This window comes from Arthrobacter sp. NPDC080086 (assembly GCF_040702285.1).
The window spans coordinates 1-25,156 of the sequence record NZ_JBFBKP010000003.1; the positions used below are offsets into that span (position 1 = coordinate 1).

At 64.0% G+C, this 25,156-nt stretch carries 23 protein-coding genes; 19 read left to right on the plus strand and 4 right to left on the minus strand.

Annotated elements, in window-relative coordinates:
- The first annotated feature begins 406 nt into the window (after positions 1-406).
- A complete protein-coding gene (locus AB0305_RS02210; RefSeq protein ID WP_366171074.1) occupies positions 407-2,419 on the plus strand; it encodes a glycoside hydrolase family 28 protein in 2,013 nt (670 codons plus the stop codon).
- A gap of 264 nt (positions 2,420-2,683) precedes the next feature.
- Positions 2,684-3,337 carry a GntR family transcriptional regulator gene (locus tag AB0305_RS02215; RefSeq protein ID WP_366171076.1) on the plus strand — a complete coding sequence of 218 codons (654 nt, stop codon included), beginning with the start codon at positions 2,684-2,686 and terminating at the stop codon, positions 3,335-3,337.
- 145 nt (positions 3,338-3,482) lie between these two features.
- Here AB0305_RS02215 and ggt read toward each other — a convergent pair whose 3' ends face one another.
- Entirely contained in the window at positions 3,483-5,213 is a 1,731-nt protein-coding gene (gene ggt, locus AB0305_RS02220; RefSeq protein WP_366171078.1) for a gamma-glutamyltransferase, read from the minus strand.
- A gap of 161 nt (positions 5,214-5,374) precedes the next feature.
- Entirely contained in the window at positions 5,375-5,827 is a 453-nt protein-coding gene (locus AB0305_RS02225) for an Lrp/AsnC family transcriptional regulator (RefSeq protein ID WP_366171080.1), read from the minus strand.
- Between the two features lie 131 nt (positions 5,828-5,958).
- Between AB0305_RS02225 and AB0305_RS02230 the strand changes: the two genes are divergently transcribed.
- The 8 genes from AB0305_RS02230 to AB0305_RS02265 all read left to right on the plus strand — a co-directional run bounded on the left by AB0305_RS02230 (position 5,959) and on the right by AB0305_RS02265 (position 11,081).
- Positions 5,959-6,861, plus strand: coding sequence for a DMT family transporter (locus AB0305_RS02230; RefSeq protein WP_366171082.1), 903 nt, complete (start codon positions 5,959-5,961; stop codon positions 6,859-6,861).
- A gap of 174 nt (positions 6,862-7,035) precedes the next feature.
- Positions 7,036-7,287: an H-NS family nucleoid-associated regulatory protein gene (locus AB0305_RS02235; protein WP_366171084.1), complete on the plus strand. Its 252-nt coding sequence runs from the start codon at positions 7,036-7,038 to the stop codon at positions 7,285-7,287.
- Between the two features lie 141 nt (positions 7,288-7,428).
- Positions 7,429-7,950: a hypothetical protein gene (locus AB0305_RS02240; protein ID WP_366171086.1), complete on the plus strand. Its 522-nt coding sequence runs from the start codon at positions 7,429-7,431 to the stop codon at positions 7,948-7,950.
- Between the two features lie 226 nt (positions 7,951-8,176).
- Positions 8,177-8,443, plus strand: a complete 267-nt coding sequence (locus AB0305_RS02245; protein ID WP_366171088.1) for a DUF2282 domain-containing protein — start codon at positions 8,177-8,179, stop codon at positions 8,441-8,443.
- 28 nt (positions 8,444-8,471) lie between these two features.
- On the plus strand, positions 8,472-9,341 hold the full coding sequence (locus tag AB0305_RS02250; protein ID WP_366171090.1) for a DUF692 domain-containing protein: 870 nt from the start codon (positions 8,472-8,474) through the stop codon (positions 9,339-9,341).
- The gene (locus AB0305_RS02255; protein ID WP_366171092.1) at positions 9,328-10,098 is read left to right on the plus strand and encodes a DNA-binding domain-containing protein; all 771 of its coding nucleotides are present in this window, start codon (positions 9,328-9,330) and stop codon (positions 10,096-10,098) included. The genes AB0305_RS02250 and AB0305_RS02255 overlap by 14 nt, the downstream gene beginning before the upstream one ends.
- The gene (locus AB0305_RS02260) at positions 10,095-10,574 is read left to right on the plus strand and encodes a DoxX family protein (protein WP_366171094.1); all 480 of its coding nucleotides are present in this window, start codon (positions 10,095-10,097) and stop codon (positions 10,572-10,574) included. Before AB0305_RS02255 ends, AB0305_RS02260 begins: the two co-directional genes overlap by 4 nt.
- 108 nt (positions 10,575-10,682) lie before the next feature.
- Positions 10,683-11,081, plus strand: coding sequence for a BON domain-containing protein (locus AB0305_RS02265; protein ID WP_366171096.1), 399 nt, complete (start codon positions 10,683-10,685; stop codon positions 11,079-11,081).
- On the opposite strand, the gene AB0305_RS02270 is transcribed toward AB0305_RS02265, so the two are convergent.
- Positions 11,078-11,500 (minus strand): hypothetical protein, encoded by a 423-nt coding sequence (locus AB0305_RS02270; RefSeq protein ID WP_366171098.1) that lies wholly within the window; start codon positions 11,498-11,500, stop codon positions 11,078-11,080. The genes AB0305_RS02265 and AB0305_RS02270 overlap by 4 nt on opposite strands.
- An 86-nt stretch (positions 11,501-11,586) precedes the next feature.
- On the opposite strand from AB0305_RS02270, the gene AB0305_RS02275 reads away from it, so the two are divergent.
- The 5 genes from AB0305_RS02275 to AB0305_RS02295 all read left to right on the plus strand — a co-directional run bounded on the left by AB0305_RS02275 (position 11,587) and on the right by AB0305_RS02295 (position 18,352).
- A complete protein-coding gene (locus AB0305_RS02275) occupies positions 11,587-11,973 on the plus strand; it encodes a MerR family transcriptional regulator (RefSeq protein WP_366171100.1) in 387 nt (128 codons plus the stop codon).
- A gap of 167 nt (positions 11,974-12,140) precedes the next feature.
- On the plus strand, positions 12,141-13,502 hold the full coding sequence (locus AB0305_RS02280) for a TolC family protein (RefSeq protein WP_366171101.1): 1,362 nt from the start codon (positions 12,141-12,143) through the stop codon (positions 13,500-13,502).
- Positions 13,503-13,506: 4 nt separating this feature from the next.
- Positions 13,507-14,670, plus strand: a complete 1,164-nt coding sequence (locus AB0305_RS02285; protein WP_366171102.1) for an efflux RND transporter periplasmic adaptor subunit — start codon at positions 13,507-13,509, stop codon at positions 14,668-14,670.
- 2 nt (positions 14,671-14,672) lie between these two features.
- Positions 14,673-17,768, plus strand: a complete 3,096-nt coding sequence (locus tag AB0305_RS02290) for a CusA/CzcA family heavy metal efflux RND transporter (RefSeq protein ID WP_366171104.1) — start codon at positions 14,673-14,675, stop codon at positions 17,766-17,768.
- Between the two features lie 161 nt (positions 17,769-17,929).
- Positions 17,930-18,352, plus strand: a complete 423-nt coding sequence (locus AB0305_RS02295) for an Hpt domain-containing protein (protein WP_366171106.1) — start codon at positions 17,930-17,932, stop codon at positions 18,350-18,352.
- Here the strand turns inward: AB0305_RS02295 and AB0305_RS02300 are convergent.
- Complete coding sequence (locus AB0305_RS02300) at positions 18,335-19,723, minus strand: APC family permease (protein WP_366171108.1); 1,389 nt, start codon at positions 19,721-19,723, stop codon at positions 18,335-18,337. The two genes, AB0305_RS02295 and AB0305_RS02300, sit on opposite strands and share 18 nt — an antisense overlap.
- Before the next feature lie 324 nt (positions 19,724-20,047).
- Here AB0305_RS02300 and AB0305_RS02305 point away from each other — a divergent pair, with 324 nt between their 5' ends.
- Genes AB0305_RS02305 through fdhD form a run of 4 tightly spaced genes read left to right on the plus strand, consistent with a single transcriptional unit; the run spans position 20,048 to position 25,137 of the window.
- The gene (locus AB0305_RS02305) at positions 20,048-21,703 is read left to right on the plus strand and encodes an OFA family MFS transporter (RefSeq protein ID WP_366171110.1); all 1,656 of its coding nucleotides are present in this window, start codon (positions 20,048-20,050) and stop codon (positions 21,701-21,703) included.
- Positions 21,704-21,740: 37 nt separating this feature from the next.
- Positions 21,741-24,080 (plus strand): FdhF/YdeP family oxidoreductase, encoded by a 2,340-nt coding sequence (locus AB0305_RS02310; RefSeq protein WP_366171112.1) that lies wholly within the window; start codon positions 21,741-21,743, stop codon positions 24,078-24,080.
- On the plus strand, positions 24,080-24,325 hold the full coding sequence (locus AB0305_RS02315; protein WP_366171114.1) for a hypothetical protein: 246 nt from the start codon (positions 24,080-24,082) through the stop codon (positions 24,323-24,325). Before AB0305_RS02310 ends, AB0305_RS02315 begins: the two co-directional genes overlap by 1 nt.
- A complete protein-coding gene (gene fdhD, locus AB0305_RS02320) occupies positions 24,322-25,137 on the plus strand; it encodes a formate dehydrogenase accessory sulfurtransferase FdhD (protein ID WP_366171116.1) in 816 nt (271 codons plus the stop codon). Before AB0305_RS02315 ends, fdhD begins: the two co-directional genes overlap by 4 nt.
- The last annotated feature ends 19 nt before the right edge of the window (positions 25,138-25,156 follow it).

Sequence of the window (25,156 nt, forward strand, 5' to 3'; positions counted from 1 at the left end):
AACCCGCACCACTCCTACTTCTCCACCGCTCCAACCACTCCGCCTCAACCTTCGTTTCGGCGCCGTGTCGTGCAGCGAGGGGCGAACTATAGGCACCTTTGCGAGACTTGGCAACACCTTTTTCATGACTCGCTAATGACGCGACCATGAAGAATGCCGGAGAACCCCGGCGGGGCCTGGGATTGCGAGCTGAAACTGGCCAATCGCGACGCCATCGATCCCCACCGGATTACCGTGGTGGCGCCAATCAACGACGGCTGAGCCAGACCCCTTCGCTGCCTCACCACCAGAAACAACGACAAGAAAAACCCTGCCCTCACCACTAATATATCAATTCATTGGTTCTGATATATTGATCTGCACCCACTCGATGTGCGCATCTAAGAACAACCAACGGAGGAGACCCATGACATCCGCCCCTCGCATCTTGCGGCGGCCGGCACGCCGTGCCCACGCCCCGCTCAATCCTGCTCGACGTGCGTTTCTAAGCTACGGCGGTGCCTTGGTCGGCGGTGCGCTAGTGAGCGCCTGTGGTGGTGGCTCTGAAGCGGCGGCGCCAGTTGCGAGCACGCCTACCGCTCCCATACAGGCCGATCCGATTTGGGGTGCGAACGGCGCCGCTACCACCATCATCTCGTCGCTGCAGGGCGTTGCGCAGAGCGCGTTTCCCGCCCTGGATTTCCAAGTGGAAGCGTTTGGCGCGCAGCCGTGCGCCGTAGTCGCGCAGACGAGTCCATATACCGATTCGACCAAATCCCCTATCAGTTCAGGTGCCGGGGCGACACAGGCATCGGGTTCTTTCGATTCGCGGCCGGCATTTTTGGCGGCGATTGCGGCGTGTAATGCTGCCGGCGGTGGCCGCGTAGTGGTGCCTTCGGGGACGTGGTATTGCGCGGGGCCCATCGTGCTCCTGAGCAACGTCAACTTCCACCTGAGCGTCAATTGCACGATTTACTTCAGCGCCAACCCGGCTGACTACGCCAAGGATGGCCCGGTCGACTGCGGTGCCAACGGCAAGCTCTATTACAGCCGCTGGCAAGCAGACGACTGCCTGAACTACGGCTCCCCGATCTACGCGCGCAACGCCAGCAACATCGCGCTGACGGGCGAAGGCTCGACCTCGGTGCTCAATGGCCAGGCCATGACGCCGTTTGCCGGCACGGGCAACACCAGCACGTGCTGGTGGACCTTCAAGGGCACCAACGGCGCCTACGGTTGCGCCAGCTCGAGCACGCCGTCGCAGGCCTATAGCAACCCGAACAACGTCGACTTGCAGACGGCGGTGCCGGGAATCTCGAGCGCGCTGTATACGCTGCTGACCAACCCGGCGACGCCCTGGCAGCAGGATCAAAACTACCTGCCGGCCCTATCCGAAGCCGGCGTGCCAGTGGAAAAGCGCATCTTCGGCCTGGGCCACTACCTGCGGCCGTGCATGGTGGAGTTCATCGGCTGCACCAATGTGCTGATGGAGAACTACCGCACCATCAACACGCCGCTCTGGCAGCACCACCCCGTGCACTGCACGAACGTGGTCATCCGCGGCGTCACGGTCGACAGCATTGGCCCGAACAATGACGGCTTCGACCCGGATGCCTGCAGCAACGTACTGTGTGAGAACGTCACCTTCAACACGGGTGACGACTGCATCGCCATTAAGTCGGGCAAGAATCTGGATACCGGCTACGGCCCCGCGCAGGACCACGTCATCCAGAACTGCACGATGAACAGCGGTCACGGCGGCATCACCCTGGGCAGCGAGATGGGCGGCGGCGTACAAAACATCTACGCGCGCAACTTGGCGATGCTCAACCAGTTCTGGGCGACCAACTCGCTGAACATCGCCATCCGCATCAAGACGAACATGAACCGTGGCGGGTTCGTGAAGAACTTCTATGTGACCAACGTCAGCCTGCCCAACGGTGTGAACCTGACGGGCGCCGGCTATGGCAGCAAGATGCTCACGGGCAGCCCGATCAACAGCACCGTGCCGCTGGGCGTAGTCACATCGTCGGCGGCAAATCCGTCTGCATCGCAGGGCGGGCTGATCACGTTCGATTGCGATTACCAACCGGCTGCCGATGCCATCCGCACGCGGCCGGCGTTGGTGCAGAACGTCAACATCTCGAACGTGACGGCCAGCAATGTCACCGTGGGGAGTCTGACCGGTTCGTGTTTCCAGGCCATCGTTGCGCAAGGTCCGGTGGCGTTCGACTACAACGGGCCGCTGCCCGCGCCCACCGCACCCCCTATTACTGGCGTAACGATCTCAAACTGCAACTTCGGCACACCCACGGCGGCCGGCCCTGCGAGCGCCACCGTGCCGGGGCCGATCTACGCCTACAACGTGCACGACATCACGCTACAGAACGTGGTGATCGGTGGGCAGACCTTCAACACCACCGTGACCGACACTCGCTGAGCAACCCGCTTCCTTCAAGAACGCGACGAACGGCCCAGCCCCTGAGCAGCGCCTTCATATGAAGGCCTGCGCTCGAGTTGGCCGCAGTTCAAGTGCGCGGGCTTTGCCGCTATCATGGTGCCCGCGCCGCCCATTGTTCACTGGTCTTTGACCGCATCGACAGACTCAGGCAGCGCGTTGCGATCCCTTACACTATCACCCGATCTTGTTGCGAGCTGTATGACTTCGCGCCCCGCTTCCTCGCCGTCGCATGACGAGGTCACGATGACTGCTTCCCGACGCGTCTACCTCAGCCTGCGCGAGCGCATCGTCGAGATGGAACTGCTGCCCGGCACGCGCATCGTTGAAAAAGAGCTCGCGGATGAATTCGGCACCAGCCGCACCCCCGTTCACGAGGCCGTGCAGCGACTGGCGGAAGAAGGCCTGATCGACGTACAGCCGCGTGTTGGCACGTTCGTGTCGCGCATTCCGCTCAATACGCTGGAAGAAGCCATGCTGGTGCGCAGCGCGCTGGAAGTGGCCATCATCGAAAAGGCAGCCGAGCGGATCACGCCGGAAGGCATCAAGAAGCTCAATGCCGTGCTGGAGCGCCAGGCGCAATGCGTGCGCGACAGCAATCGCCGCGGGTTCTTCCGTACGGATGAAGCCTTTCACGCCACGCTGGCCGAGTTGTCGGGCTACCCCGGCGTGTGGCAGATCATTCTGGAAGTCAAAACGCAGATCGACCGCTATCGGCTGCTGACCCTGCCGCTGGAAGGCCGCATGACCGAAGTGCTGGCCGAGCACCGCGCCGTCATCGACGCACTCGCCTCCGGCAAACCGAAGGAAGCCATCCGGGCCATGCGGGACCACCTTGACCAGGTGCTGCCCGTGCTGGAAATCACGCGCCGGCTGCGCCCGGAGTACTTTGAGGTGTAGGCCTCTCCGGATGAAATGGCCGCAAGGCGACATTGCCACGAGCAACACCAGGCCTCAATCAGCCCGCCATTGCGCCCTGATGTGAAGCGTCAAGCAATAAAAAACCCGCCGAAACTCTGGCGGGTTTTTCCTCTCGCGGCGCTGATCAGTAACCAGCCGCCAACCCCGTATTGCGACGCGGATCATTCGCGCCATAGAACTTGTTATTGCCCACCGGCTTACCGCCCAGCGACGGCGCCCCGACGATGATCGCGGCCAAGTGGTTGGCCGGCTGCGGCGCACCCAGGTTGTGGCCCATGTCGGTCAGCACCTTGCGCGTATCCGGCGACAGCGCGTACGGCTCAACGTTGGTCACGTCGGGCAGCCATTGCTGGTGGAAGCGCGGCATATCCACGGCTTCCTGCACGTTCATGCCGTAGTCGATGGCGTTGATCATGGTCAGCATGACGGCCGTGATGATGCGGCTGCCACCCGGCGTGCCCACCACCATGACGGGCTTGCCGTCCTTGGTAACGATGGTCGGGCTCATCGACGACAGCGGGCGCTTGCCCGGAGCAATCGAGTTGGCCTCGCCCTGCACCAGGCCGTACAGGTTCGGCACGCCGACCTTGGCGGTGAAGTCGTCCATCTCGTCGTTAAGGATCACGCCCGTCTTCGCGGCCGTGACCTTGGCGCCAAACCAGTCGTTGAGCGTGTACGTGACGGACACCGCGTTGCCGTACTTGTCAGCAATCGAGTAGTGCGTCGTGTTGCTGCCTTCATGCGGCTCGACGCCCGGCTTGATGTCTTTCGACACACCGGCCTTCTTCGGGTCGATCACGGCGCGGATCTTGGCCGCGTAGTCCTTGCTTAGCAGGCGGTCCAGCGGGTTCTTCACGAAGTCCGGGTCGCCCAGGTAGCTGTTGCGGTCCACATAAGCGTGGCGCATGGCTTCGATCTGGTAGTGCGTTGCCTGCGCGGAATGCCAGCCCAGATCCTTGAGCGGATAGCCTTCCAGAATGTTCAGCATTTCGCAGATGATCACACCGCCCGAGCTCGGGGGCGGCGCCGACACCACGTGGTAGCCACGGTAATCACACTCGACCGGCGCCAGTTCGCGCGTCTTGTAGCTGGTCAGGTCTGCCTGCGTAATCAGGCCGCCGCCAGCCTTGCTCGATGCAGCAATGGCCTCGCCGACCCAGCCCTTGTAGAAGCCGTCAGTGCCCTTGTTGCTGATCTCGCGCAGCGTCTTGGCCAGGTCATGCTGCACCAGCTTCTCACCCACCTGGAACGGCTGGCCCTTGTTCAGGAAGATCGCGCCCGAGGCGGCGTCTTCCTGAAAGTCCTTGGTGGAGGTGTGCAGCATGTCGACGTCGCCCTGGTCGAGCAAGAAGCCCTTCTCAGCCAGTGCGATGGACGGCGCGATCAGTGCCGCGCGCTGCATGGTGCCGTACTTCTGGCGGGCGTACTCCATGCCCGACACGGTGCCCGGTACGCCCACGGCCAGGTGGCCCTTGGTCGATGCGCCCTTGATAACGTTGCCGTCCTTGTCCAGGTACATGTTGGCGGTGGCGGCCTTCGGAGCGACTTCGCGGAAGTCGAGGAAGGTCTTGCGCCCATCGGCCAGCTGGATGGTCATGAAACCGCCGCCGCCCAGGTTGCCGGCGGCCGGATAGACCACGGCCAGCGCGTAACCCACGGCCACAGCAGCGTCGACAGCGTTGCCGCCACGCTTGAGCACTTCCACACCGACCTTGCTGGCCAGGTGCTGTGCGGACACCACCATCCCATTTTCCGCAGCGACCGGCGCAACCGACGCTGCGTGCGCGACCGTTGCGATGCTGATCGACGCGATTGCGGCGGCGATCCACCGCATCCCTGTTCTTGGATTCTGCATAGGAGCTCCTTTGGTACCTTCGTTGACGCCGGTCATGCCGGCGTACGTGTTATCGGCGCGAACGTTATCAGGCCGTGCGCCGGGGCACTATAGCCTCATCCCCGTATTGACGCAGGGCGCGCGCGGTGCGCCAGAGCTCCCTCGCCAATCAATCCACCAATTCAGCCCATCAGTGCAAACGGCGGCGCGCGCCGGCGCACCGGCTGCGCCTTGACGATGGCGGTGTTGGTTTCCGCATGGTCGGCCACCCGGTCCAGAATCTGGTCGAGCTGGTCAATCGATTGCACATACAGCCGGGCAATGAAGCAATCCTCGCCCGTCACTTTGTCGCACTCGCCGATCTGCGGAATATCTTCGATCAGCTTCTGCACGAGATGCAGCTTGCCCGGCATGGGCCGCACCCGCACGATGGCCTGGAGCGGGTAACCCAGCGCCGCTGGGTCCAGATCGACCGTGTACTGACGGATCACGCCGCGCTCTTCCAGCCGCCGCAACCGCTCCGACACGCTGGGCGACGACAGCCCGACCTGCTCGGCCAGTTGCTTGAGCGAGATACGGGAATCGGTCAGCAGAACATCCAGAATCCGCTGATCCAACGCATCAATGGTGCTCATTGCGCCTCCAATTGGCGTTTCGCCTTATTTCATGAAGAAAGACGTTGATTCTGCCTTATAAAACCCATGGAGAACACGCTCTCCGCATGCGATCCTTCTCACATCAAGACAAACCAACGGGGGCGACTGTCATGCACGACAAGACACGGGGCACGGTCGAAATGACCACCGCCATGGCGATTTCCGGAACGATCGGCTGGTTCGTGGTGCGTTCGGGGCAGCCCGTCATGGACGTGGTGTTCTGGCGCTGCGTGTTCGGGGCAATTACGCTACTCGCGGTGTGCGCGGGCCTCGGGCTGTTGCGGGGTGCAATCACGTGGCGGCGCGCGGGCATTGCCGCGCTGGGCGGGGTGGCCATCGTCATCAACTGGCTGCTGCTGTTTGCGGCGTATCCACGGGCGTCCATTTCGGTTGCCACGGCGGTCTACAACACGCAGCCGTTCATGCTCGTTGGCCTTGGCGCGCTATTCCTGTCGGAAAAACTGACCGCCACCAAGCTGACGTGGCTGGCCATTGCCTTCATCGGCGTGGTGCTGATTGTGCAGGTGGGGCCAGCCGCCACCGCAGGCACGGATTACATGATGGGGATTGCGCTGGCCCTCGGTGCGGCGTTTGCGTATGCGGTGGCGGCCATCATCACCAAGACGCTGGCCGGCACGCCGCCGCACCTGATCGCGCTGATCCAGGTGTGCGTGGGCGTGCTGATGCTGGCGCCGCTGGCCAACCTGTCGCATGCACCGGCCGATGCGCGCACGTGGGTCATTCTGGTGACGGTGGGGGTGGTGCACACGGGGCTGATGTACATCCTGCTCTACGGCGCCATCCAGCGGCTGCCGACGCACCTGACGGGCTCGCTGTCGTTCATCTACCCGATCGTGGCCATCGTGGTCGATATCGTGGCCTTTGGGCACCGGTTGCAGGTACCGCAGTTTCTCGGGGCGGGCGCCATCCTGCTGGCGGCGGCGGGGATGAACCTGGGGTGGTCACCCTACCGATGGCTCCATTCGCGGAATCAATCCGCCGCCGTTAAATAACACCGCTGTTAAATCGCGCAATAACCCGCCGCATTCAGAACATGAATCGGCGGCCAAACTGCTGTTATTCTTGTGCGTTTTCCGCCGATGCAAGGCGCGCCATGCGCCTGCCTCTCTCCCTCTCAAGGCGTCACGGCGCCCGGCGGACAGAAAAACCCAAGACATACGCACAAGATGAAGGAAGGTCACCCGCCACTGCCGGACCGCGAACACGCGGTCGCCTGGATCCGGGAACAAATGGAAACCTATGGCCTGTCTGTCGAAGACTTGCAGGCGCACGGTTGCTTCGATGCACCGCCCCCGCCCGCCGGCCCAACGTATATGAGCGCCGACGGCCAGCACTGGGACGGCAACGGCGACATGCCGGACTGGCTGCAACGCGCGGTCAACGCTGGGCAGAGCATCGAGCATTTCCGCATTGGCTGAGCGTTTCTCCCCGGGGGGCAGCGCTGGTGCAGGTACGCGGGTTGCGTGGTTGTGTGTGCAAGCGCCGCCGGTTTGACGCATTAACGCACCTTAACCGTTGCACTACCCGGCTGGCGCTCCAACTTAACGGAGGACGTCATCATGCCGGAACGCAAAACCGTAGAACGTGCGCGCGCCGACAAGCGCCACGGCAAGGCCGCCTCGACGCAGGCAGGCAACTTCGTCAAGGAAGAGATGGATCACATCCGCGAGGGCAAGCACGGTGCCAAGAACACCAAGCAGGCCATCGCGATCGGGTTATCCAAGGCGCGCCGCGCTGGCGTGGCCGTCAAGCCGCCGGGCGAAGGCAAGGCGTCGTCCGGCACGCGCAAGAAGGCTGAGCGCGACATAAAGGCCGGCAGCAAGAAGGGCAGCCACGCTAGCGCCAGCAAAGAATCCACGAGCAAGCGCAGCAAGACCACCACCCGCACGCTAAAGAAGGAAGGCCACGCGGCCGCGTCCAAGTCGTCGCTTTCTAAGCAGGCGCATAGCGCGGCATCCAAGCGCTCCCGCAGCGAGCGCTCGGCGGCGGCCAAGAAGGGGGCCGCCACCAAGGGCGCGGCCGGGCGATCCGCCGCCGCCAAAAAGGCAGCCCGCACCCGGGCGGCAAACCACGCCAAATAAATCTGTCCTGTATCTGTGCTGTTCCACCCTGAGGGCGGCCCGTTGGGTCGCCTTTTTATTGGGGCGGCGGTCCGCAATAGAAATTTTCGTTCTCCGTGTCAGGAACACGCACAAGCGCCGACCAAGTTGCACGGAACACATCTGCGCGATGTCGCAGTGCACCGTACGGCAAGGGTTTTCACCCTGTATGCCGTTCAATGAACCTGCTTAATCAAGGAGAACGCAAATGAAACAACACGCCATGATCGCCGCCGCCCTGGGTAGCCTGCTCGCACTGGGCGCCCTGTCCACGCCGGTGCAGGCTGCTGATGCCGCTGGCAAGGAAAAGTGCTACGGCGTTGCCAAGGCAGGCCAGAACGATTGCGCCAGCCCGGGCAGCGCGCACGCCTGCGCCGGCCAATCGAAGATCGACAAGGACCCGATGTCGTGGAAGTTCGTGCCGGCCGGCACCTGCATGCAGATGGGCGGCACGATGCAGCCTGCCTCCAAGTAAGCGCCCCACGCCACATCGAGTGACCGCCATGCAGACAACCCTGCCCACGTGCGCCGGCGCTGGCCTGCGCGCCCCGCACTTTCCTGCCCTGCTACACGGGGAGGCCCGCTTCCCCTGGGTAGAAGTGCACAGCGAAAACTATCTGTATGGCGGCCCGGCCCGCGCCGCGCTGCTGGCTGCACGGGCTCACCAGCCCGTGAGCCTGCATGGCGTGGGCATGGGGCTCGGCAATGCCGACGGGCTCGACATCGACCACGTGCGCGCCATCGCCACGCTGGCCGATACCGTGGCTCCGGCTGCCATTTCCGAGCACCTGTGCTTCAACCGCAGTGGCGCACAGGTCGTCAATGACCTGCTGCCCCTGCCTTATTCCCGCGAGTCGCTCGACATCGTGTGCGCCAACGTCATGCGCGCGCAGGACATCCTCAAGCGACCGCTCCTCATCGAGAACATTGCCGCCTACATCGACTGCCGCACGCTGGTCGATGCCGACGAGGCCGTCACGGAAGGCGCATTCCTCACCATGCTCGCCCGCCGCACCGGCTGCGGCATCCTCCTCGATCTAAATAACCTGTACGTGAACAGCGTCAACCATGGCGTAGCAGTCGAATCGGTGCTCGCCGACATCGACCCCGCGCACGTCGGCGAGATTCACCTCGCCGGCTTCAGCGAAGAAGACGGCATGCTGATCGACACGCATAGCGCGCCCGTGCATGCGCCGGTCTGGGCACTCTACGAAGCCTGGGTTGCGGCACACGGCGCGCGCCCCACGCTCATCGAATGGGATGCCGATCTTCCGCCAGTCCAGACGCTGCTGCAGGAAGTCGAGCGCGCTCAGGCCATCCTTGATCGCCATACGAAGTCGCACGCAGCGGAGGCCCCTCATGCGCTTGCGTGATTGGCAAGCCGACCTGATCGGCACGCTGACAACACCGTCCCCCGAAGAGGCATCGCGAGGAGCGGCGGTGTACCGCAATGCGCGCCTGGTCATCCTGCGCAATGCGTTGGCAGGGGCGTATCCGGTGTGCCGGGCGCTCGTCGGCGAGGATTGCTTTGATGCCATCGTGCGTGAAACGCTGGCCGTGCAGCGTTCCACCTCACCGAACCTGCATCGTTACGGCGATGCGCTGCCAGACGTGATCGCGCATTCGCCATTGGCCGACAGCGTGCCGTATCTGGCCGACGTGGCGCGACTGGAATGGTGCGTGCATTGGGCTCACTACGCACCCGATGCCTCCTGCACCGAGGTGCCGGATGCCAACGCACTCGGCGCGCTGCTCGCCCAGCCGGCGGATGCGATTCGCGCCGGGCTCATCGACGGCGCCTGGTGGATGGCTTCAGCGTGGCCCGTGGTTTCGATCTGGCGCGCCCATCAACCGGGGGCCACCGTAGCATTGGCCGACATCGACCCCAGCCGGGGCGAAGCCGCCATCGTCACCGTGCGCGAACAACGCGTGGTCGTGCTCGACGTCGATGCCAGCGCCGCCGCCTTCCTGGCCGCTTGCGACACCACACCTTCGCTGCAAGACGCACTCACACAAACACTGCGCGATTGCGCAGGCTTCGATCTGACCGCCTGCCTGTCGCACCTCTATCACACCGGACTGCTCGCACTGTCCGCTCACCCGGCAGCCGCCTCTGGAGAGACACCATGACCACCACCCTCGCCCCGCTCACACGCATGCGCACCACGTTCGACCGCATCCTCGGCTCGCAAAGTGCCGTGTGCGCCATCGTGCTGCTTGTTGCACGTGCCTATCTGTTTTATGTGTTCTTCCGCTCGGGCCTGACCAAGCTGCACGATTGGGACACCACCGTGCTGCTGTTTTCCGAGGAATACAAGGTGCCACTGCTGCCGCCCATGCTGGCTGCGGCGCTGGGCACGTTTGGCGAGTTGGTGTTTCCGACGCTCATGCTGGCCGGCATCGTGCCGCGCCTGGCGGCGGTGGGGCTGTTCTTCGTCAACGTGGTGGCGGCGCTGTCGTACTGGGCAAACCTGTCGGCATCGGCCATCGAATTCCACTTCGTATGGGGCGTGCTGATTGCCATCGTGGCGACGGTGGGACCGGGCTGGCTGGCGGTGCAGACGCTGTGGCAGCGCCGGGCCGAAATGCCCCGTCACGCAGTTTGACGATACAGACGGGGCGTGGCGCTCATGCACTGGGGCGGCGGGGGCTTATCATGCGCACTTGTCGTCATTCTTCCAGGAGCATCGATGCGCTTCCCTCGGTTGTCTTTCATGGCCCCAGCTGCCCCGGTAAGTACGTTGGCTGCAATGGGTGCAGCGGTGCTGCTCAGCGCGTGCGCCCTGGGCGATAGCCCGAACAGCACCGGCGCCCGCATGACGGATGACTCGCTGCTGTCGTATCAGGTCAAGGCGGCGCTGGACCAGGACACCGCGCTCAACCCGCGCCAGATCCGCATCCACACCACGCCCGAAGGCAAGGTCACGCTGACGGGCTGGGTCGACACACCCGAAATGGCCCGCCGCGCCGGCGAGGACGTGAAGCGCTTTGTCGATCCAGCCAAGTTCGACAACCAGTTGCGTATCCTGTCCCGCATGCAAGTGCTGGGCGGCGGTCCGTTGATCCCGCCGGGCTTGCCGCAAGCACCGGCCAGCGCGCCCGCAGCCCGCTAAGCCACGCGCGTGCCCACCCGCCCGGGCACGCGTGTCACCGGCAGTGACTGCAGCAGCCCGAACCCTGCCTCCATCACCAAAAACGGCACTAACAGCAACGTCGCGCCCGACGCCAGCGCCACCGCCTGCCACGTACAAAAGAGCCCCCGTGCCACCGCGTCGTAGCGACCCAGCGCCACGCTGGCCTGCCGAATCCGCAGCACCGACCACACGCACACCACCGACCCCATCAGATTGGCCATCAGCAGGTGCGCCGGGGCAAACGCGGGCAACCCGGCAATGCCCAGCGCCGCCGCCACCGCGTTCAATGCCTGATGCAGCCAAGCAAACGTCCAGGGCGTTGCAAACGGGGCGGTCACGATCAGGTCGTACCAGGCGCTAGCGCGCACGACCCGCGCAAAAGTCGACTCAGTCATCATGATGGCGTCTCTCCATAAGTGAACAATACGCCACCTTAAAGCCTGGTGTACGCTTCAAGGTCAAGTCGATTTTTGTCCACACACCCATGCCCGCTCCTCTGCCCACGCAACCCGACGATCTCTCCATCGGCGGCTTGGCAGCCGCCACCGGCGTCTCTCGCGATGGCCTGCGGTTTTACGAGGCACGCGGCCTGATCCGTGCCCGCCGACGCAGCAACGGCTATCGCGCCTATCCGCTCGAAGCCGTTGAGCTGGTGCGCTATATCCGCACCGCGCAGCAGCTCGGCTTTACGCTGGCGGAAATCGGCGAAGGCATGGCACAGGTGTGGCAGCAACCCGATACCAATGCCGCCGTCAGCGCGCTCCTGCGCGACAAGCTCGCCACCATTGACGCCCGCATCGCCAGCCTGCAAGCCATGCGCGATGCGCTTGCTGTCCGTGTGGGGCTGCCGTGTCCGCTTGCAACGACCTGAGACGGTCGATATGTCTTGTCATATAACTGTCGCAGACTGCCGCCGTGGGGCGGTTTTTCATGCAGTTGTTGGCGTCGTGGCGCGCCTGCATGGCTTGCTCAGCCATGAAAGGCGCTTGAAAGATCGCCTCGGTAAAAACGCTCCGGTCTCAAGGGGAGTCTGTTGCAGTGAAACATTGGGGTGTCTTTCATCCGCGGGCGTGGGCCGTGCTGTGCGCGGTCGCCTGCCTGCCGCCTGCCGCCTGGGCTGCTGCATCGGCGCCGGCTGCGGCCAGCATGCCGGTGGCCACCATGCCGCCGGTCAAGCCATCGGTACCAGGCGTTACCGGCCCGGGCTTCAACCTCGTCGAGCTTCTGCAGGAACTCAAGAGCAACAACCCGCAGCTCATCCAAGGGCGTCACGCCTATCTGTCGGCCAAGTCGATCCCGCCGCAGCTTGCCGCGCCCAACAACCCCCAGGTCGGCTACATCTGGAACAGCATTCCCAAGGGATTCCCGCTGGCCGTCAACCGCGCGGGTGGTAGCCAGTACAACCTGACGCAGCAGATACCGTTTCCGGGCAAGAAAGCCTTGGCGGCTGAAATTGCCGACCGCCAGGCCGAATCGCTGAATGCGCAGACCGATGCGCTGTATCTGCAGCTCTACGCGCAGCTCTCCACGACGTACTATCAGGCGATTGCCCTGCAGAAGCAGATCGACGTTCAGAAGCTGACCATCACGCGGCTCGAGCAGGTCAAGCAGATCACGCGCGTGCGCTACGCCAACAACGCTGCCGCGTACGCCGACTTCCTCAACGCACAGGTCATGCAAAGCAGCGCGCAGAACGACCTGTTTGCCGCGCAACGCCAGTACGACAGCACGGTCCAAACGCTCAATACGCTGATCGGCAAGGACCCGAGTTTCCCGCTCGTGCTGCGCGCCGATGACGACGCCGTGCGCCTGCCCGAAGAGTCGCTACCCGAACTGGAAAACCAGGCGCTGCGTGAGCACCCGTCGATCAAGGCCTCGGCCGAGTTGATGGACGCCGCACGCAAGAGCGTGACGCTGGCGCGCAAGGCCTACCTGCCCGATTTCCAGGTCATCGCCACTGTCACGACAGACAACCCGCCGTATGGCGTGCGCCCGAACAGCTATCAGATCGAGCTGGACGTGATCATCCCGTTCTGGTTTTTCACCAAAGAGAAGTACGGCGTGAACCAGGCGGTGGAGAGCCAGATCGCCACCGAGGCCAACGATGTGTCAGTGCGCCAGCAAACGTTGTTGGCCGTCGATACCGCCTACAACACGCTGCGCCAGACGCTCGCGCAACTCGACTTCAACAAGCAGCGGCAACTGCCGCAGGCGCTGGCGGCGTATCGCGTGACGATGACCAACTACGCCAGCAACAACGCCAATTTCAACGACCTGCTCATCGCCCAGGGCGCACTCAAGAACGCCGAACTGTCGGTCGCCCAGGCACAGGCCACGGCCTTGCAGGCCTATCACGCGCTGCTCGCGGCCACGGGCCGCTCGCCGGTTCAAGCTCAATAAGATCATGAAGAAGTTCTCTCCCGTCGTTGCTGTGATTGCGTTGGCCGCGGCCCTTGCTGTTGGCGTGGTGGTTGGGCGCAAGTGGCCCGCCGCTCCATCGACCCCGGCTGGCGATACCGCGAAGCCGGCAGTGGACTCGGCATCCGCACCGACCGCCAATGCACCTGCACGCCCGAAGCCCGACTCCGTTGAAATTCCGGATGGTGGGTTTGATCCGCAACAAGTGCAGGTCGCGCAGGTCAGCCAGCTTGCGGTGCCGGTGGAGCTGTCCACGCCCGGTAAGCTCGCCTACAACGCCGAGCGCACCAAGCTGGCGTCGGCGCGCGTGGCCGGTCGGCTGGACCAGATTCTTCTCTTCGAAGGGGCACTGGTGCGCGAGGGCCAGCCGATTGCCCAGTTGTACTCGCCCGACTTCATCTCCGCGCAGAAGGAATACCTCCTGGCGCTAAACACCGCCCGCCAGCTCAAGGGCTCCAACATGAAGGACCTGCAGGACGATGCGGATGCCACCGTGCAATCCGCCGCCGGCCGCCTGCACGTGCTGGGCATGTCCGATGCCGATGTCGCGCAGATCGCCAAGCGCGGCACGCCGGCCGAACATCTGACGCTGCGCGCACCCATCTCCGGCACCATCGTCAAGCGCAACATGGACCCCGGCGCTTTCCTGAACGTGGGCGACTCGTTCATGAGCATCGTCGATACACGCGTGCTGTGGTTTATCGGCAATGTGTATGAGAACGACATTGCAAGCGTGCGCATCGGCCAGCCGATCTCGCTGCACACCTCGGCGTATCCGGAGCGCGAGTTCACGGGCCGCGTGAGCTTTATCGCGCCTAACATCGACCCGGCCACGCATACGTTGACGGTGCGCTGCGACGTGCCCAACCCCGACGGCCTGCTGCGCCCCGAGATGTACGCCACAGCGCGCATCCAGACCGGCAGCGGGCAAGCCACGGTGGTGCCCAAGTCCGCGCTGGTGAAGGACCACGGCAGCTACTACGTGATCGTGCAGAGTGATGCCAAGCACTTCAAGCGCGCCCAGGTACAGGGCAAGGACACGGGCACCGACGGCAACTTCGCCGTCACCGCGGGGCTAGAAGCTTCGTCGAAAGTCGTGGTGCGCGGTGCCGCGCTGCTCAACGAGATGATCGTGAAGGCAGGAGCTTGAGCATGTCGTTCAACCCCATCGCGGGCATTCTCAAGCGGCGGCTGTTGATCGTCTTTCTGGCGATCGCGCTGCTGGTGGCGGGCGTGCTGTCGTTCAAGGAGCTGCCGCTGCAGGCGTATCCGGGCGTGGCGCCGCTGTCAGTGCAAGCCATTACGCAATGGCCGGGCCGCAGCACGACCGAAGTCGAGCAGCAGATCACCATCCCGATTGAAAACGCGCTGGCCGGCGTGCCGGATGTGCAGTCGTTCCGGTCGGTGTCGCTGTTCGGCTTGTCGGTGGTGACGCTCAAGTTCAAGGAAGGGACCGATAGCTTCAAAGCGCGGCAGAACTTCTCGCAGTATCTGGCGAGTGCCAACCTGCCGACGGGCGTGCAGTCGTCGTTGAGCCCTGACTCCGACGCCACGGGCGAGATCATGCGTTTTCGCCTGGTGGGCGACGGCGTAGATCTCACCACGCTCAAGAGCTACCAGGACTACGACATCTCCAAGGGGCTCAAGCACGTGCAAGGCGTGGCGGATGTCAGCTCCTTTGGCGGCAAGGTGAAGGAGTACCACATCATGCCGTCGCCGGCGAAGCTGCAGTCGTACGGCATCACACTGTCGCAGCTCATCACCGCCATCGGCAATGCCAACAACAACACCGGCGGTAATCTGCTGCGCGATGGCGAACAGCAGTTCGTGGTGCGCGGCGTGGGCCTGCTGCAGACGCTGGATGACATCCGCAACGTGGTGGTCAACACCAACAACGGCGTGCCCGTGCGCGTGCGCGACATTGCCGAGGTGGAAGTCGGCAACGTGCAGCGCCTGGGCCAGGTGCAATACAACGACCAGCCCGACGTGGTGGAAGGCATCGTCCTGCTCAAGCGCGACGCGAATGCCAGCGAAGTGCTCGCCAAGGTGCGCGAAAAGGTGGCGGAGCTGAACAACGGCGTCCTGCCCAAGTCGGTTCAGATCAAGCCGTTCTACGACCGCCAGGTGCTGCTCGACATCACCATGGGTACGGTGGAACACACGCTGGTGGTGGGCATTGCGCTGGTGCTGGCCGTGCTGTTCGTCTTCCTCGGCAACCTGCGCGCGGCCGCCGTGGTGGCGGCGGTGATTCCGCTGGCGCTGTGCGTGTCGTTCATCAGCATGGAGCACTTCCATGTGCCCGCCAACCTGATCTCGCTTGGGGCGATCGACTTCGGGGTGATCGTCGATGCGGCCGTGATCGTGATGGAAAACATCATGCGGCACCTGGAAGAAGGCGCCGAGAAGCTGGACGACGCCATCGTCAAGGCCACCAGCGAAGTGCAGCGCGCGATGATCTTCTCCACGGGCATCATCATCGTGGCGTATTCACCGCTGTTCTTCATTGGCGGCGTGGAAGGCATCATCTTCAAGCCGATGGCCTTCACGATGGGCTTTGCGCTGATGGCGTCGATCGTGCTGAGCCTGACCTTCGTGCCGGCCACCACGTCGTTCGTGTTCGGCAAGTCGCTGCATCCGCATTCGCCGGCGTTCATCACGGCCATCCTGCGCTGGTACAAGCCGCTGCTGCGCAAGTTGATCGCGCGGCCGATGGCCGTCTTTGCCACGGCCATCGCAGCGCTTGTGCTCACGTTGTACAGCGCGACGTTTCTCGGCACGGAGTTCCTGCCCACGCTGGAAGAAAACAACCTGTGGCTGCGTATCACGCTGCCCAATACGGTGGATCTAGACTACTCCGCGTCGGTGGCGAACGACTTGCGCGCGTATTTCGTCAAACAGCCGGAAATCAAGCAGGTCTCCGTGCAGATTGGCCGCCCAGACGACGGCACCGATTCCACCGGCGTGTTCAACCAGGAATACGGCCTGTACTTCGCGCCGCCCGACAAGTGGGAGGCAGGCATGACCAAGGGCAAACTGGTCGAGCGCCTGTCGAAGCATCTGGAGAAGATTCCCGGCATCGAATACAACTTCTCGCAGTACATCCAGGACAACGTGGATGAAGCGCTTTCGGGCGTGAAAGGCGAGAACTCGGTCAAGCTGTTCGGCAATGACCTCAACGTGCTCGAAACCAAGGCCAACGAAATCCAGGCGCAACTCAAGAAGGTGCAAGGGCTGGTGGACGTGGGCATCTTCCGCGAGCTGGGGCAGCCGACGCTGAACGTGTCGATCGACCGTCAGGCCGCCGCGCGCTTCAACATCAACGTGAGCGACGTGCAGAACCTCGTGCAGTACGCCATTGGCGGCGCGCCCGTCACGCAGATCCTGGAAGGCGAGAAATCGTTCGGGCTGGCGGTGCGGCTGAATCAGCAGGCGCGCGCGTCGTATGACGCCATCCGCGAGTTGCTGATCGATACGCCCGATGGTCAGCACATTCCGCTGTCGATGATCGCCAAGGTGGAGATGACCGATGGCCCGTTCTTCATCTACCGCGAGGAAGGCAAGCGCTACATCGCCATCAAGTTTGGCGTGCGCGGGCGTGACCTGGGCGGCGCGGTGGACGAGGCGCAACGCGTGGTGGGCAACAACGTCAAGCTGCCCGAGGGCTACACCGTGAAGTGGGACGGCCAGTTCAACGAGATGAAGGTCGCCCAGGGCAAGCTGATGGTGATCGTGCCGCTGACCATTCTCGTCATCTTCCTGCTGCTCTACAGCACGTTCGGCAACTTCAAGGATGCGCTGATGGTGGTGCTGAACGTGCCGTTCGCGGCCATCGGCGGGCTGCTGGCGCTGCACATCGCACACGAAACGCTGTCGATTTCGGCGGGTATCGGTTTCCTGTCACTGTTCGGTATCGCCATCCAGGACGGGGTGATCCTGATCTCGTACGTCAACCGCCTGTCGCAATCCGAAAACGTGCGGGAAGCCACGGTGGAAGGTGCCGCGCTGCGCCTGCGGCCGGTGATCATGACGGCCATGCTGGCCGGCCTGGGCCTGCTGCCCGCGGCGTTGTCGCACAGCATCGGCTCCGAGGCGCAACGCCCGCTGGCGCTGGTGATCGTGGGCGGCATGGTGACGACGACGATCCTCACGCTGCTCGTGCTTCCGGTGGTGTTCACGTGGGCGCACCGTCATCGCGGCACGCCGCCGCGCGAGCCCGACGTGACGCCGACGGCCGCCATGCTGCCCTGATCCGCGCTGAGCCTGCCAACGCAACGGGCGCGCCGCTTCAAGAGCGGTACGCCCGTTTCTCGTTGGGCTCACACCAGAATCGGATCAATCTCATGGTTGCATGTGCGCGCCGCGGGCACAGTGCGTATCAATCCTATCCATCTTGATCGCCCGCTGACGCCATGCCGACCCTCCCGAGCACGCAAGCCACCACCACAGACATCGCCACGCAATTCCCACCGCAAGTGGTCACCACGCTGACGGAGCTGTTCGGGAATGACCTCTCGCAATGGCGCTTTATCGTGGATCTGTTCTCCGAAACGGTGGAGCAGGATCTCATCAATCTCGACAAGGCCATCCGTGCCGGCGAGGATGCGCAGATCGTTGAAGCCGCGCACCGCATCGTCGGCTCTGCCCGCATGCTGGGTCATCTGCAGATTGGAGATACCGCCCGCGTCATTGAGCGCACGGCGCAGAGCATCGGGCCGTACCCCGAGCGCCTGGCCGAGATGCAAGCTGCGCTCTCCCGTTTGTGCACCCTGGTGGACGCATTCCAGCGGCAAGTCAGCGGTTGCGTGTGGCCGGATTCATCGGTCGCGCGCTAAGCGGCCGCCTCGCACCGCCAGCCGCCGATTCAGCAGCAGCGGTGCCACCCCCACTGCAATACCGCCCAGCCCAACCAGATTGGTCGTCCAGTCGAACGTAGGCACGCTGTACGCCGCAATGCCCCAAAGGAACAGCGCGCTGCCCAGCGGCCACAGCCCCAGAAACACCGCGTTGAACACCGAGCGCAGCGCTTCGCGCCGGTAGTGCCAGGCACACGCAAAGCCCGCCAGGCCGTAGTAGAACGCCACCTGAAAGCCGATGGCGTTGACCGAGTCCTTGATGATGGCGTTGATGGTCGGAAAAAACGACGCGCCAAACAACAGCACCAATCCAATCCCACTAATCACCGCCGTGGCCACCCAGGGCGTGCGCCATGTCTGGTGCAGCGTCGCGTAACGCGTGTGTAGCATGCCGTCGCGCCCCTTGGCGTACAGCGTGCGCGTGAATTGCAGGATGGAAGTCTCCAGCGTGCCCACCGTGCTCAACATCACGGCCACCACGGCCACGTAGCTCCACGGGCGCGGCAGCAGCTTGTCGGCCACGGCAAAGATGACGTTGGTGCTGGACTGTTCGATCTCCGCGTCGCTCAGCACGAGCAGGATCACGGCCGAGAACCCCATGAACAATGCCAGCACGATCAGCATGGCCCACAGCGCGCCGTAGCCGGGTGCGCGGCTGGCGTCCCGCGTTTCCTCGGTGAGGTTGACCGTCACGTCCCAGCCCCAGAAGAAGAACAGCGCCGTGAGCGCGCCGGTCGCAAACAACTGCGGCGTGAACGCGGCCGGCGATAGCCACGCCCACGACAATGCATGCGCCGGGTGCGAGCCGAACTTCACCACTGCCAGCACCATCAGCGCGATCAGGATGGCCGTCTCGGCGACGGTCATGGCGATCTGCGAATAGCTCGTCAGCTTGATGCCCTTGATGATGATGGCGCTGACCACCAGCAGCCATGCCGCCGCCACGAACGCCACCACGGCCGGCTGCCCGGCCAACGACGGCGCGACCAGCGTGAGCGTGGCCGTGGCTGCCGGAATCGTGCCCGACACCATGAACACTCCCGATGCCACCAGGAGTGCCCAGCCAGCAAAGAAGCCCAACGTACGGTTGAAGATGGCGCCCACCCAAGCGTAGGCGGCCCCGGCATGCGGGTTGATGCGGTTCAGATGCAGGTAGGCAAAAGTCACGCCAAACATGATCAGCCCGCAGTACAGCAGGCTGGCTGGCGTCAACCCGCCAACCGCCGCGATGAGCGTGGCCGTGGTCGCGGCAATGCTGAAGGCCGGCGCCGTGCCGGCCACACCCATGACGATGGATTCGCTCAGGCCCAGTGCATGGGCTTCGAGCTGTGCTTGCGTGTCGGTTGCCATCCCTACCTCCGCCGTTCTGCCCTGCCTGCCGCGCTTTCACTTTCAGTATTGGCGGTGCCGCACAGAACACCAACTACGACAATCCACGCGCCGCCTTATTTATGTTTTCTGTCACATAAATTAAACAATTAGGCTCCGCATTGCGTGATCCGCAATACAACGGATTCTTACAACTATTGATGTAGAACAGCCTACCCCACTATCTTCCGCGGGCAACGTCGGCGCATTGCAACTACAGCCGACTGGCACGCGCGGGCCATGACCCAGCGCGGCCGCACCACTTCACTCGTAGTAACCAGGCATCACTCATCCGGGGGGATTTCGATGTCCGAAGCAGTCCTGCATCCATTTTTTTCGCGCGAGCGCACCATCGCTGCGGTGGGTTTCAACCGCTGGCTGGTTCCACCTGCCGCGCTGGCCATCCATCTTTGCATCGGCATGGCCTACGGCTTTTCCGTTTTCTGGTTGCCGCTTGGCCGCGCACTGGGCATCAGCAAACCGCTGACCTGCGGTGCCGATGTCTCGCTCATCGCGGAACTGTTCACCACCACCTGTGACTGGCGCGTGTCCAGCCTGGGCTGGATGTTCACGTTGTTCTTCGTGTTCCTGGGCGCCTCCGCTGCCATGTGGGGCGGCTGGCTCGAACGTGTCGGCCCGCGCAAGGCTGGTGTGGTCGCCGCTGTGTGCTGGTGCGGTGGGTTGCTGATCTCAGCGCTTGGCATCCAGATGCACCAACTGTGGCTGCTGTGGGTGGGCTCGGGTGTGATCGGCGGTATCGGCCTGGGGCTGGGCTATATCTCGCCGGTGTCGACGCTGATCAAGTGGTTTCCGGACAAGCGCGGCATGGCGACCGGCATGGCCATCATGGGTTTTGGCGGCGGTGCAATGATCGGCGCCCCCTTGGCGGATCGTCTGATGAAGCTGTTTGCCACGCCTGAATCGGTGGGCGTGTCGCAAACGTTTATCGTGCTGGCCGGTATCTACTTCGTGTTCATGATGGCCGGGGCCCTGGGCTACCGCGTGCCGCCGACGGGTTGGAAGCCGGCCGGCTGGACGCCGTCGCCCGCCAAGGTCAACAACACCATGGTCACGCAGCGCCACGTCCACGTGAATGAAGCGCTGAAGACGCCGCAGTTCTGGCTGATCTGGGGCGTGCTGTGCCTGAACGTGTCGGCCGGCATTGGCGTCCTGGGCATGGCCTCGCCGCTGCTGCAGGAAGTGTTTGGCGGCAAGCTGCTGGGCGTGACGACCGCGTTCACCGAGTTGTCTGCCGCGCAAAAGGGTCAGATCGCAGCCATCGCTGCCGGCTTTACGGGCCTGCTGAGCCTGTTCAACATCGGCGGCCGCTTCTTCTGGGCGTCGCTGTCGGATAAGCTGGGCCGCAAGATGACATACGCGGTGTTCTTCGTGCTGGGTTTCGTGCTGTACGCATCGATTCCGTGGACGTCGCACACGGGCAATATCGCCCTGTTTGTGCTGGCCTTCTGCGTGATCCTGTCGATGTACGGCGGCGGTTTTGCCACCGTGCCGGCGTATCTGGCTGACATGTTCGGCACGCAGATGGTGGGCGCCATCCACGGCCGCCTGCTGACCGCATGGTCGACGGCCGGCATTCTGGGCCCCGTGCTGGTGAATTACCTGCGCGAATACCAGATCGCCCACGGCGTGGAACGCGCCGCGGTGTACGACATCACGATGATGATCCTGGCTGGCCTGCTGATCCTCGGCTTTGTCTGCAACCTGCTGGTACGCCCGGTCAACGCGAAGCACTTCATGACCGAAGCACAGCTCGACGCGCAACGCCACGCAGCAGCCGTAAAGAGCCCGACGCCGTCGGTGGCGGCGCCGGAAACGTCGCTGGAGTGGAAGGCGCATCCGGGTTCGGCCGTGGCCGTCGTGGTGGCTTGGGCCGCCGTGGGCCTGCCGCTGGGCTGGGGGGTCTGGATTACACTGCAGAAAGCTGCTGTGCTGTTCTCGTAACGACGCGTTTTAGCGCTTTCACGCCATCGGCCGCACCATGAAGCACCAAAAAATCGAGTTTTACCGTCATCCGGCCGGTGGCTGGGGCGCGCTCAAGAGCGTCGCGCATCAACTGCTGTCGCAGGGCATCGCGGCCAAGGGCGCCAAGACAATGCTGTCGGCCAACCAGCCCGACGGCTTCGACTGCCCCGGCTGCGCATGGCCCGATCGCGATCACGCCTCCACGTTCGAGTTCTGCGAGAACGGCGTGAAGGCCGTGGCCGCCGAGGCCACATCCCGCCGCACCACACCCGAGTTCTTCGCCCAGCACACCGTGCGCGAACTGGCCGAGTGGTCCGACTACGCGCTGGAAGACCAGGGGCGCTTGACGCATCCGATGGTCTACAACGCGGCTAGCGACAAGTACGTCCCAATCGAATGGGACGCCGCCTTTGCGCTGATCGCGCAGCACCTGCGTGCGCTGCCCGATCCGAACCAGGCGATCTTCTACACCTCCGGCCGCACCAGCAATGAGGCGGCCTTCCTCTATCAGTTGTTCGTGCGCGCGTACGGCACGAACAACTTCCCCGACTGCTCCAACATGTGCCACGAGCCCTCCGGCACGGGCATGCGGGGCAGCATCGGCGTGGGCAAGGGCACCGTCACGCTCGACGATTTCACCAAAGCCGACGCCATCTTCATCTTTGGCCAGAACCCGGGGACGAACCACCCGCGCATGCTCGGCGAGCTGCGCGAGGCATCCAAGCGCGGCGCGAGCATCGTCTCGTTCAACCCGCTGCGCGAGCGGGGGCTGGAGCGCTTTGCCGATCCGCAGAGCAAGATCGAGATGCTGACGCTCGGCTCCACGCGCATCAGCACCGAATACCACCAGGTGCGCATCGGCGGGGACCTGGCGACCATCAAGGGCATCATCAAACACCTGATCGAGCGCGATGACGTGGCCCGCAGCCGTGGCGAGCCGGCCATCATCGACCACGCCTTTATCGCCCAGCACACCGGCGGCTACGACGCCTTCGCCGCCGACGTGCGCGCCGAATCGTGGGCCACCATCGAGGCCGAATCGGGCTTGCCGGAACACGAAATCCGCCAGGCTGGCGATACGTACATCAAGGCCGGCAGCGTCATCGCCTGCTGGGGCATGGGGATCACGCAGCACAAGCATTCGGTGGCGACCATTCAGATGATCGTCAACCTGCTGCTCCTGCGCGGCAACATTGGCCGCCCGGGCGCCGGGGCCTGCCCGGTGCGCGGCCACAGCAACGTGCAGGGCGACCGCACGATGGGCATTTACGAAAAGCCCGCGCCGGCGTTTCTCGACCGGCTGGAGAAAGTCTTCAGCATTCAAGTGCCGCGTGAGCACGGGTACGACACCGTCGGCGCCATTGAAGCGATGCGCAGCGGCGCGGCACGCGTGTTCTTTGCGATGGGCGGCAATTTTGCTGCTGCCACGCCGGACACCGCCGCCACGTGGGCCGGCCTGCGCCAGTGCGACCTGACCGTGCACGTCACCACCAAACTCAACCGCAGCCACATCGTGCACGGTCGGGCTGCCCTGATCCTGCCCTGCCTGGGCCGCACCGAAGTCGATCAGCAAGTCGGCGGCACGCAAGGCGTGACGGTGGAAGACTCGATGAGCATGGTGCACATGTCGGCAGGCATCAATCCGCCGGCGTCGCCGCATCTGCTGTCGGAGCCCGCCATCGTGGCGCGGCTGGCCGAAGCGACGCTGCCCGAGAGCACCATCCCCTGGCGCTGGCTGGTGGAAGACTACGACCGCATCCGCGAACGCATCGAAGCCGTGTTCGACGACTTTGCCGGCTTCAACGAAAAGATCCGCGTGCCGGGCGGTTTCCGCCTGCGCAACACCGCGTCGGAACGCGTATGGAACACGCCGTCGGGCAAGGCGGAATTCCATGCGCATGCCGTGCCGACCGACACGCCCGTGCACCGCGCCCGCGAGCGCCATGCCGACGCCACCGTCTTTACGCTGGCCACGGTGCGCTCGCACGACCAGTACAACACCACCATCTACGGCATGGACGACCGCTATCGCGGCGTGTTTGGCCAGCGCCGCGTGGTCTTCATCAACAAGGAAGACCTGCATGCGATCCGCATGAAAGACGGCGAATGGGTGGACATGGTCACGCTGTCTGAAGACGGCACCACGCGCCGTGCCGATGGTTTCCGCCTGGTGGCGTACGACATTCCGCGCGGCTGTCTGGCAGCGTATTACCCAGAGACGAATCCGCTGGTGCCGTTGTCGTCCGTGGCCGATCAGGCGCGCACGCCGACGTCCAAGTCGATCCCGGTGATGCTTGTGCCGAGCCAAGCTCCGCGCACGACGGATAGCACAGCGGCCACCACGGCCGACGCCTGATGCCCACCGAGCCGGCGTGGTCCGCGCTGCAACTGGCGCTGCTGGCGGCATTGCGCGAAACGGACGTCGGTAAGCCGGTGTCGTTACCATGGCTGACCAAGCGCGTAGGCGAGCGCGCCAGCACCGTGCTACGCGCGTTGCATCCGCTGGCCGATGCTGGCCTGCTGCGGGTCGCCATGGATGACACCCGCTGGCTCATTGTGCTGCTCGATGCTGGCCGCGCTGTACCGAAACTCACTGCATGACAGCCCTCACCCACCACCTCGCCGACCTGCCTGTCGTTTCCACCTCGGCGACGCGACGCACGCGGGACGGTACGCATGACGCCACCACCACTGCCGTCGCCGATGAGACCCCGGTCGCGCTCGTCTTCAACGGCATCACGCATGCGGTGATGATGGCGTCGCCGGCAGACCTGGAAGACTTTGCGCTGGGCTTTGCGCTGTCGGAAGGCATCATCGACGGCCGCGTTGATTGGCGTGGCGCCGAGGTGGCAACGCACCCGCATGGTATTGAGGTCCACGCCGAGATCGCCTCGCGCTGCTTCGTCCGCTTGAAGGAACGCCGCCGCGCGCTGGCCGGCCCGACCGGCTGTGGCCTGTGCGGCATCGAGAGCCTGCAAACCTTTGAAGACGCGCCGACACCGCTTGTACCGCCTGCGTGGATGGCTTCATTGATGGACGCACAAGTGCTGGACGCCATGCAGGCGATGACCACACATCAGCCTGCCAATGCGCTCACGGGCGGTTTGCATGCCGCAGGCTGGGTGCCCGCAAACGGCAACGCGCCGCTGCATGTGCTGGAAGACGTGGGCCGCCATAACGCGCTGGACAAGCTGATCGGCCGGCTGGCCCGACTCGGTATTCACCCGGCGGACGGCTTCATCGTCATGACAAGCCGCGCGAGCTTCGAACTGGCGCGCAAATGCGTGCACGTGGGTGTGCCGCTGCTGGCGACGATCTCCGCGCCGTCGTCCCTGGCCATCAACCACGCCAAGGCCGGGCAATTGACGCTGCTGGCCTTCTGCCGGGGCGACAGCGTGACGCGGTTTGCCTGACAAGCGTCGCCGCTCGCGT

Bases quoted from the DNA above. Each gene is read 5' to 3' on its own strand.
- AB0305_RS02210 (WP_366171074.1), top strand. From the start codon at position 407: ATGACATCCGCCCCTCGCATCTTGCGGCGGCCGGCACGCCGTGCCCAC.
- AB0305_RS02215 (WP_366171076.1), top strand. From the start codon at position 2,684: ATGACTGCTTCCCGACGCGTCTACCTCAGCCTGCGCGAGCGCATCGTC.
- ggt (WP_366171078.1), bottom strand. From the start codon at position 5,213: ATGCAGAATCCAAGAACAGGGATGCGGTGGATCGCCGCCGCAATCGCG.
- AB0305_RS02225 (WP_366171080.1), bottom strand. From the start codon at position 5,827: ATGAGCACCATTGATGCGTTGGATCAGCGGATTCTGGATGTTCTGCTG.
- AB0305_RS02230 (WP_366171082.1), top strand. From the start codon at position 5,959: ATGCACGACAAGACACGGGGCACGGTCGAAATGACCACCGCCATGGCG.
- AB0305_RS02235 (WP_366171084.1), top strand. From the start codon at position 7,036: ATGAAGGAAGGTCACCCGCCACTGCCGGACCGCGAACACGCGGTCGCC.
- AB0305_RS02240 (WP_366171086.1), top strand. From the start codon at position 7,429: ATGCCGGAACGCAAAACCGTAGAACGTGCGCGCGCCGACAAGCGCCAC.
- AB0305_RS02245 (WP_366171088.1), top strand. From the start codon at position 8,177: ATGAAACAACACGCCATGATCGCCGCCGCCCTGGGTAGCCTGCTCGCA.
- AB0305_RS02250 (WP_366171090.1), top strand. From the start codon at position 8,472: ATGCAGACAACCCTGCCCACGTGCGCCGGCGCTGGCCTGCGCGCCCCG.
- AB0305_RS02255 (WP_366171092.1), top strand. From the start codon at position 9,328: ATGCGCTTGCGTGATTGGCAAGCCGACCTGATCGGCACGCTGACAACA.
- AB0305_RS02260 (WP_366171094.1), top strand. From the start codon at position 10,095: ATGACCACCACCCTCGCCCCGCTCACACGCATGCGCACCACGTTCGAC.
- AB0305_RS02265 (WP_366171096.1), top strand. From the start codon at position 10,683: ATGGCCCCAGCTGCCCCGGTAAGTACGTTGGCTGCAATGGGTGCAGCG.
- AB0305_RS02270 (WP_366171098.1), bottom strand. From the start codon at position 11,500: ATGATGACTGAGTCGACTTTTGCGCGGGTCGTGCGCGCTAGCGCCTGG.
- AB0305_RS02275 (WP_366171100.1), top strand. From the start codon at position 11,587: ATGCCCGCTCCTCTGCCCACGCAACCCGACGATCTCTCCATCGGCGGC.
- AB0305_RS02285 (WP_366171102.1), top strand. From the start codon at position 13,507: ATGAAGAAGTTCTCTCCCGTCGTTGCTGTGATTGCGTTGGCCGCGGCC.
- AB0305_RS02290 (WP_366171104.1), top strand. From the start codon at position 14,673: ATGTCGTTCAACCCCATCGCGGGCATTCTCAAGCGGCGGCTGTTGATC.
- AB0305_RS02295 (WP_366171106.1), top strand. From the start codon at position 17,930: ATGCCGACCCTCCCGAGCACGCAAGCCACCACCACAGACATCGCCACG.
- AB0305_RS02300 (WP_366171108.1), bottom strand. From the start codon at position 19,723: ATGGCAACCGACACGCAAGCACAGCTCGAAGCCCATGCACTGGGCCTG.
- AB0305_RS02305 (WP_366171110.1), top strand. From the start codon at position 20,048: ATGTCCGAAGCAGTCCTGCATCCATTTTTTTCGCGCGAGCGCACCATC.
- AB0305_RS02310 (WP_366171112.1), top strand. From the start codon at position 21,741: ATGAAGCACCAAAAAATCGAGTTTTACCGTCATCCGGCCGGTGGCTGG.
- AB0305_RS02315 (WP_366171114.1), top strand. From the start codon at position 24,080: ATGCCCACCGAGCCGGCGTGGTCCGCGCTGCAACTGGCGCTGCTGGCG.
- fdhD (WP_366171116.1), top strand. From the start codon at position 24,322: ATGACAGCCCTCACCCACCACCTCGCCGACCTGCCTGTCGTTTCCACC.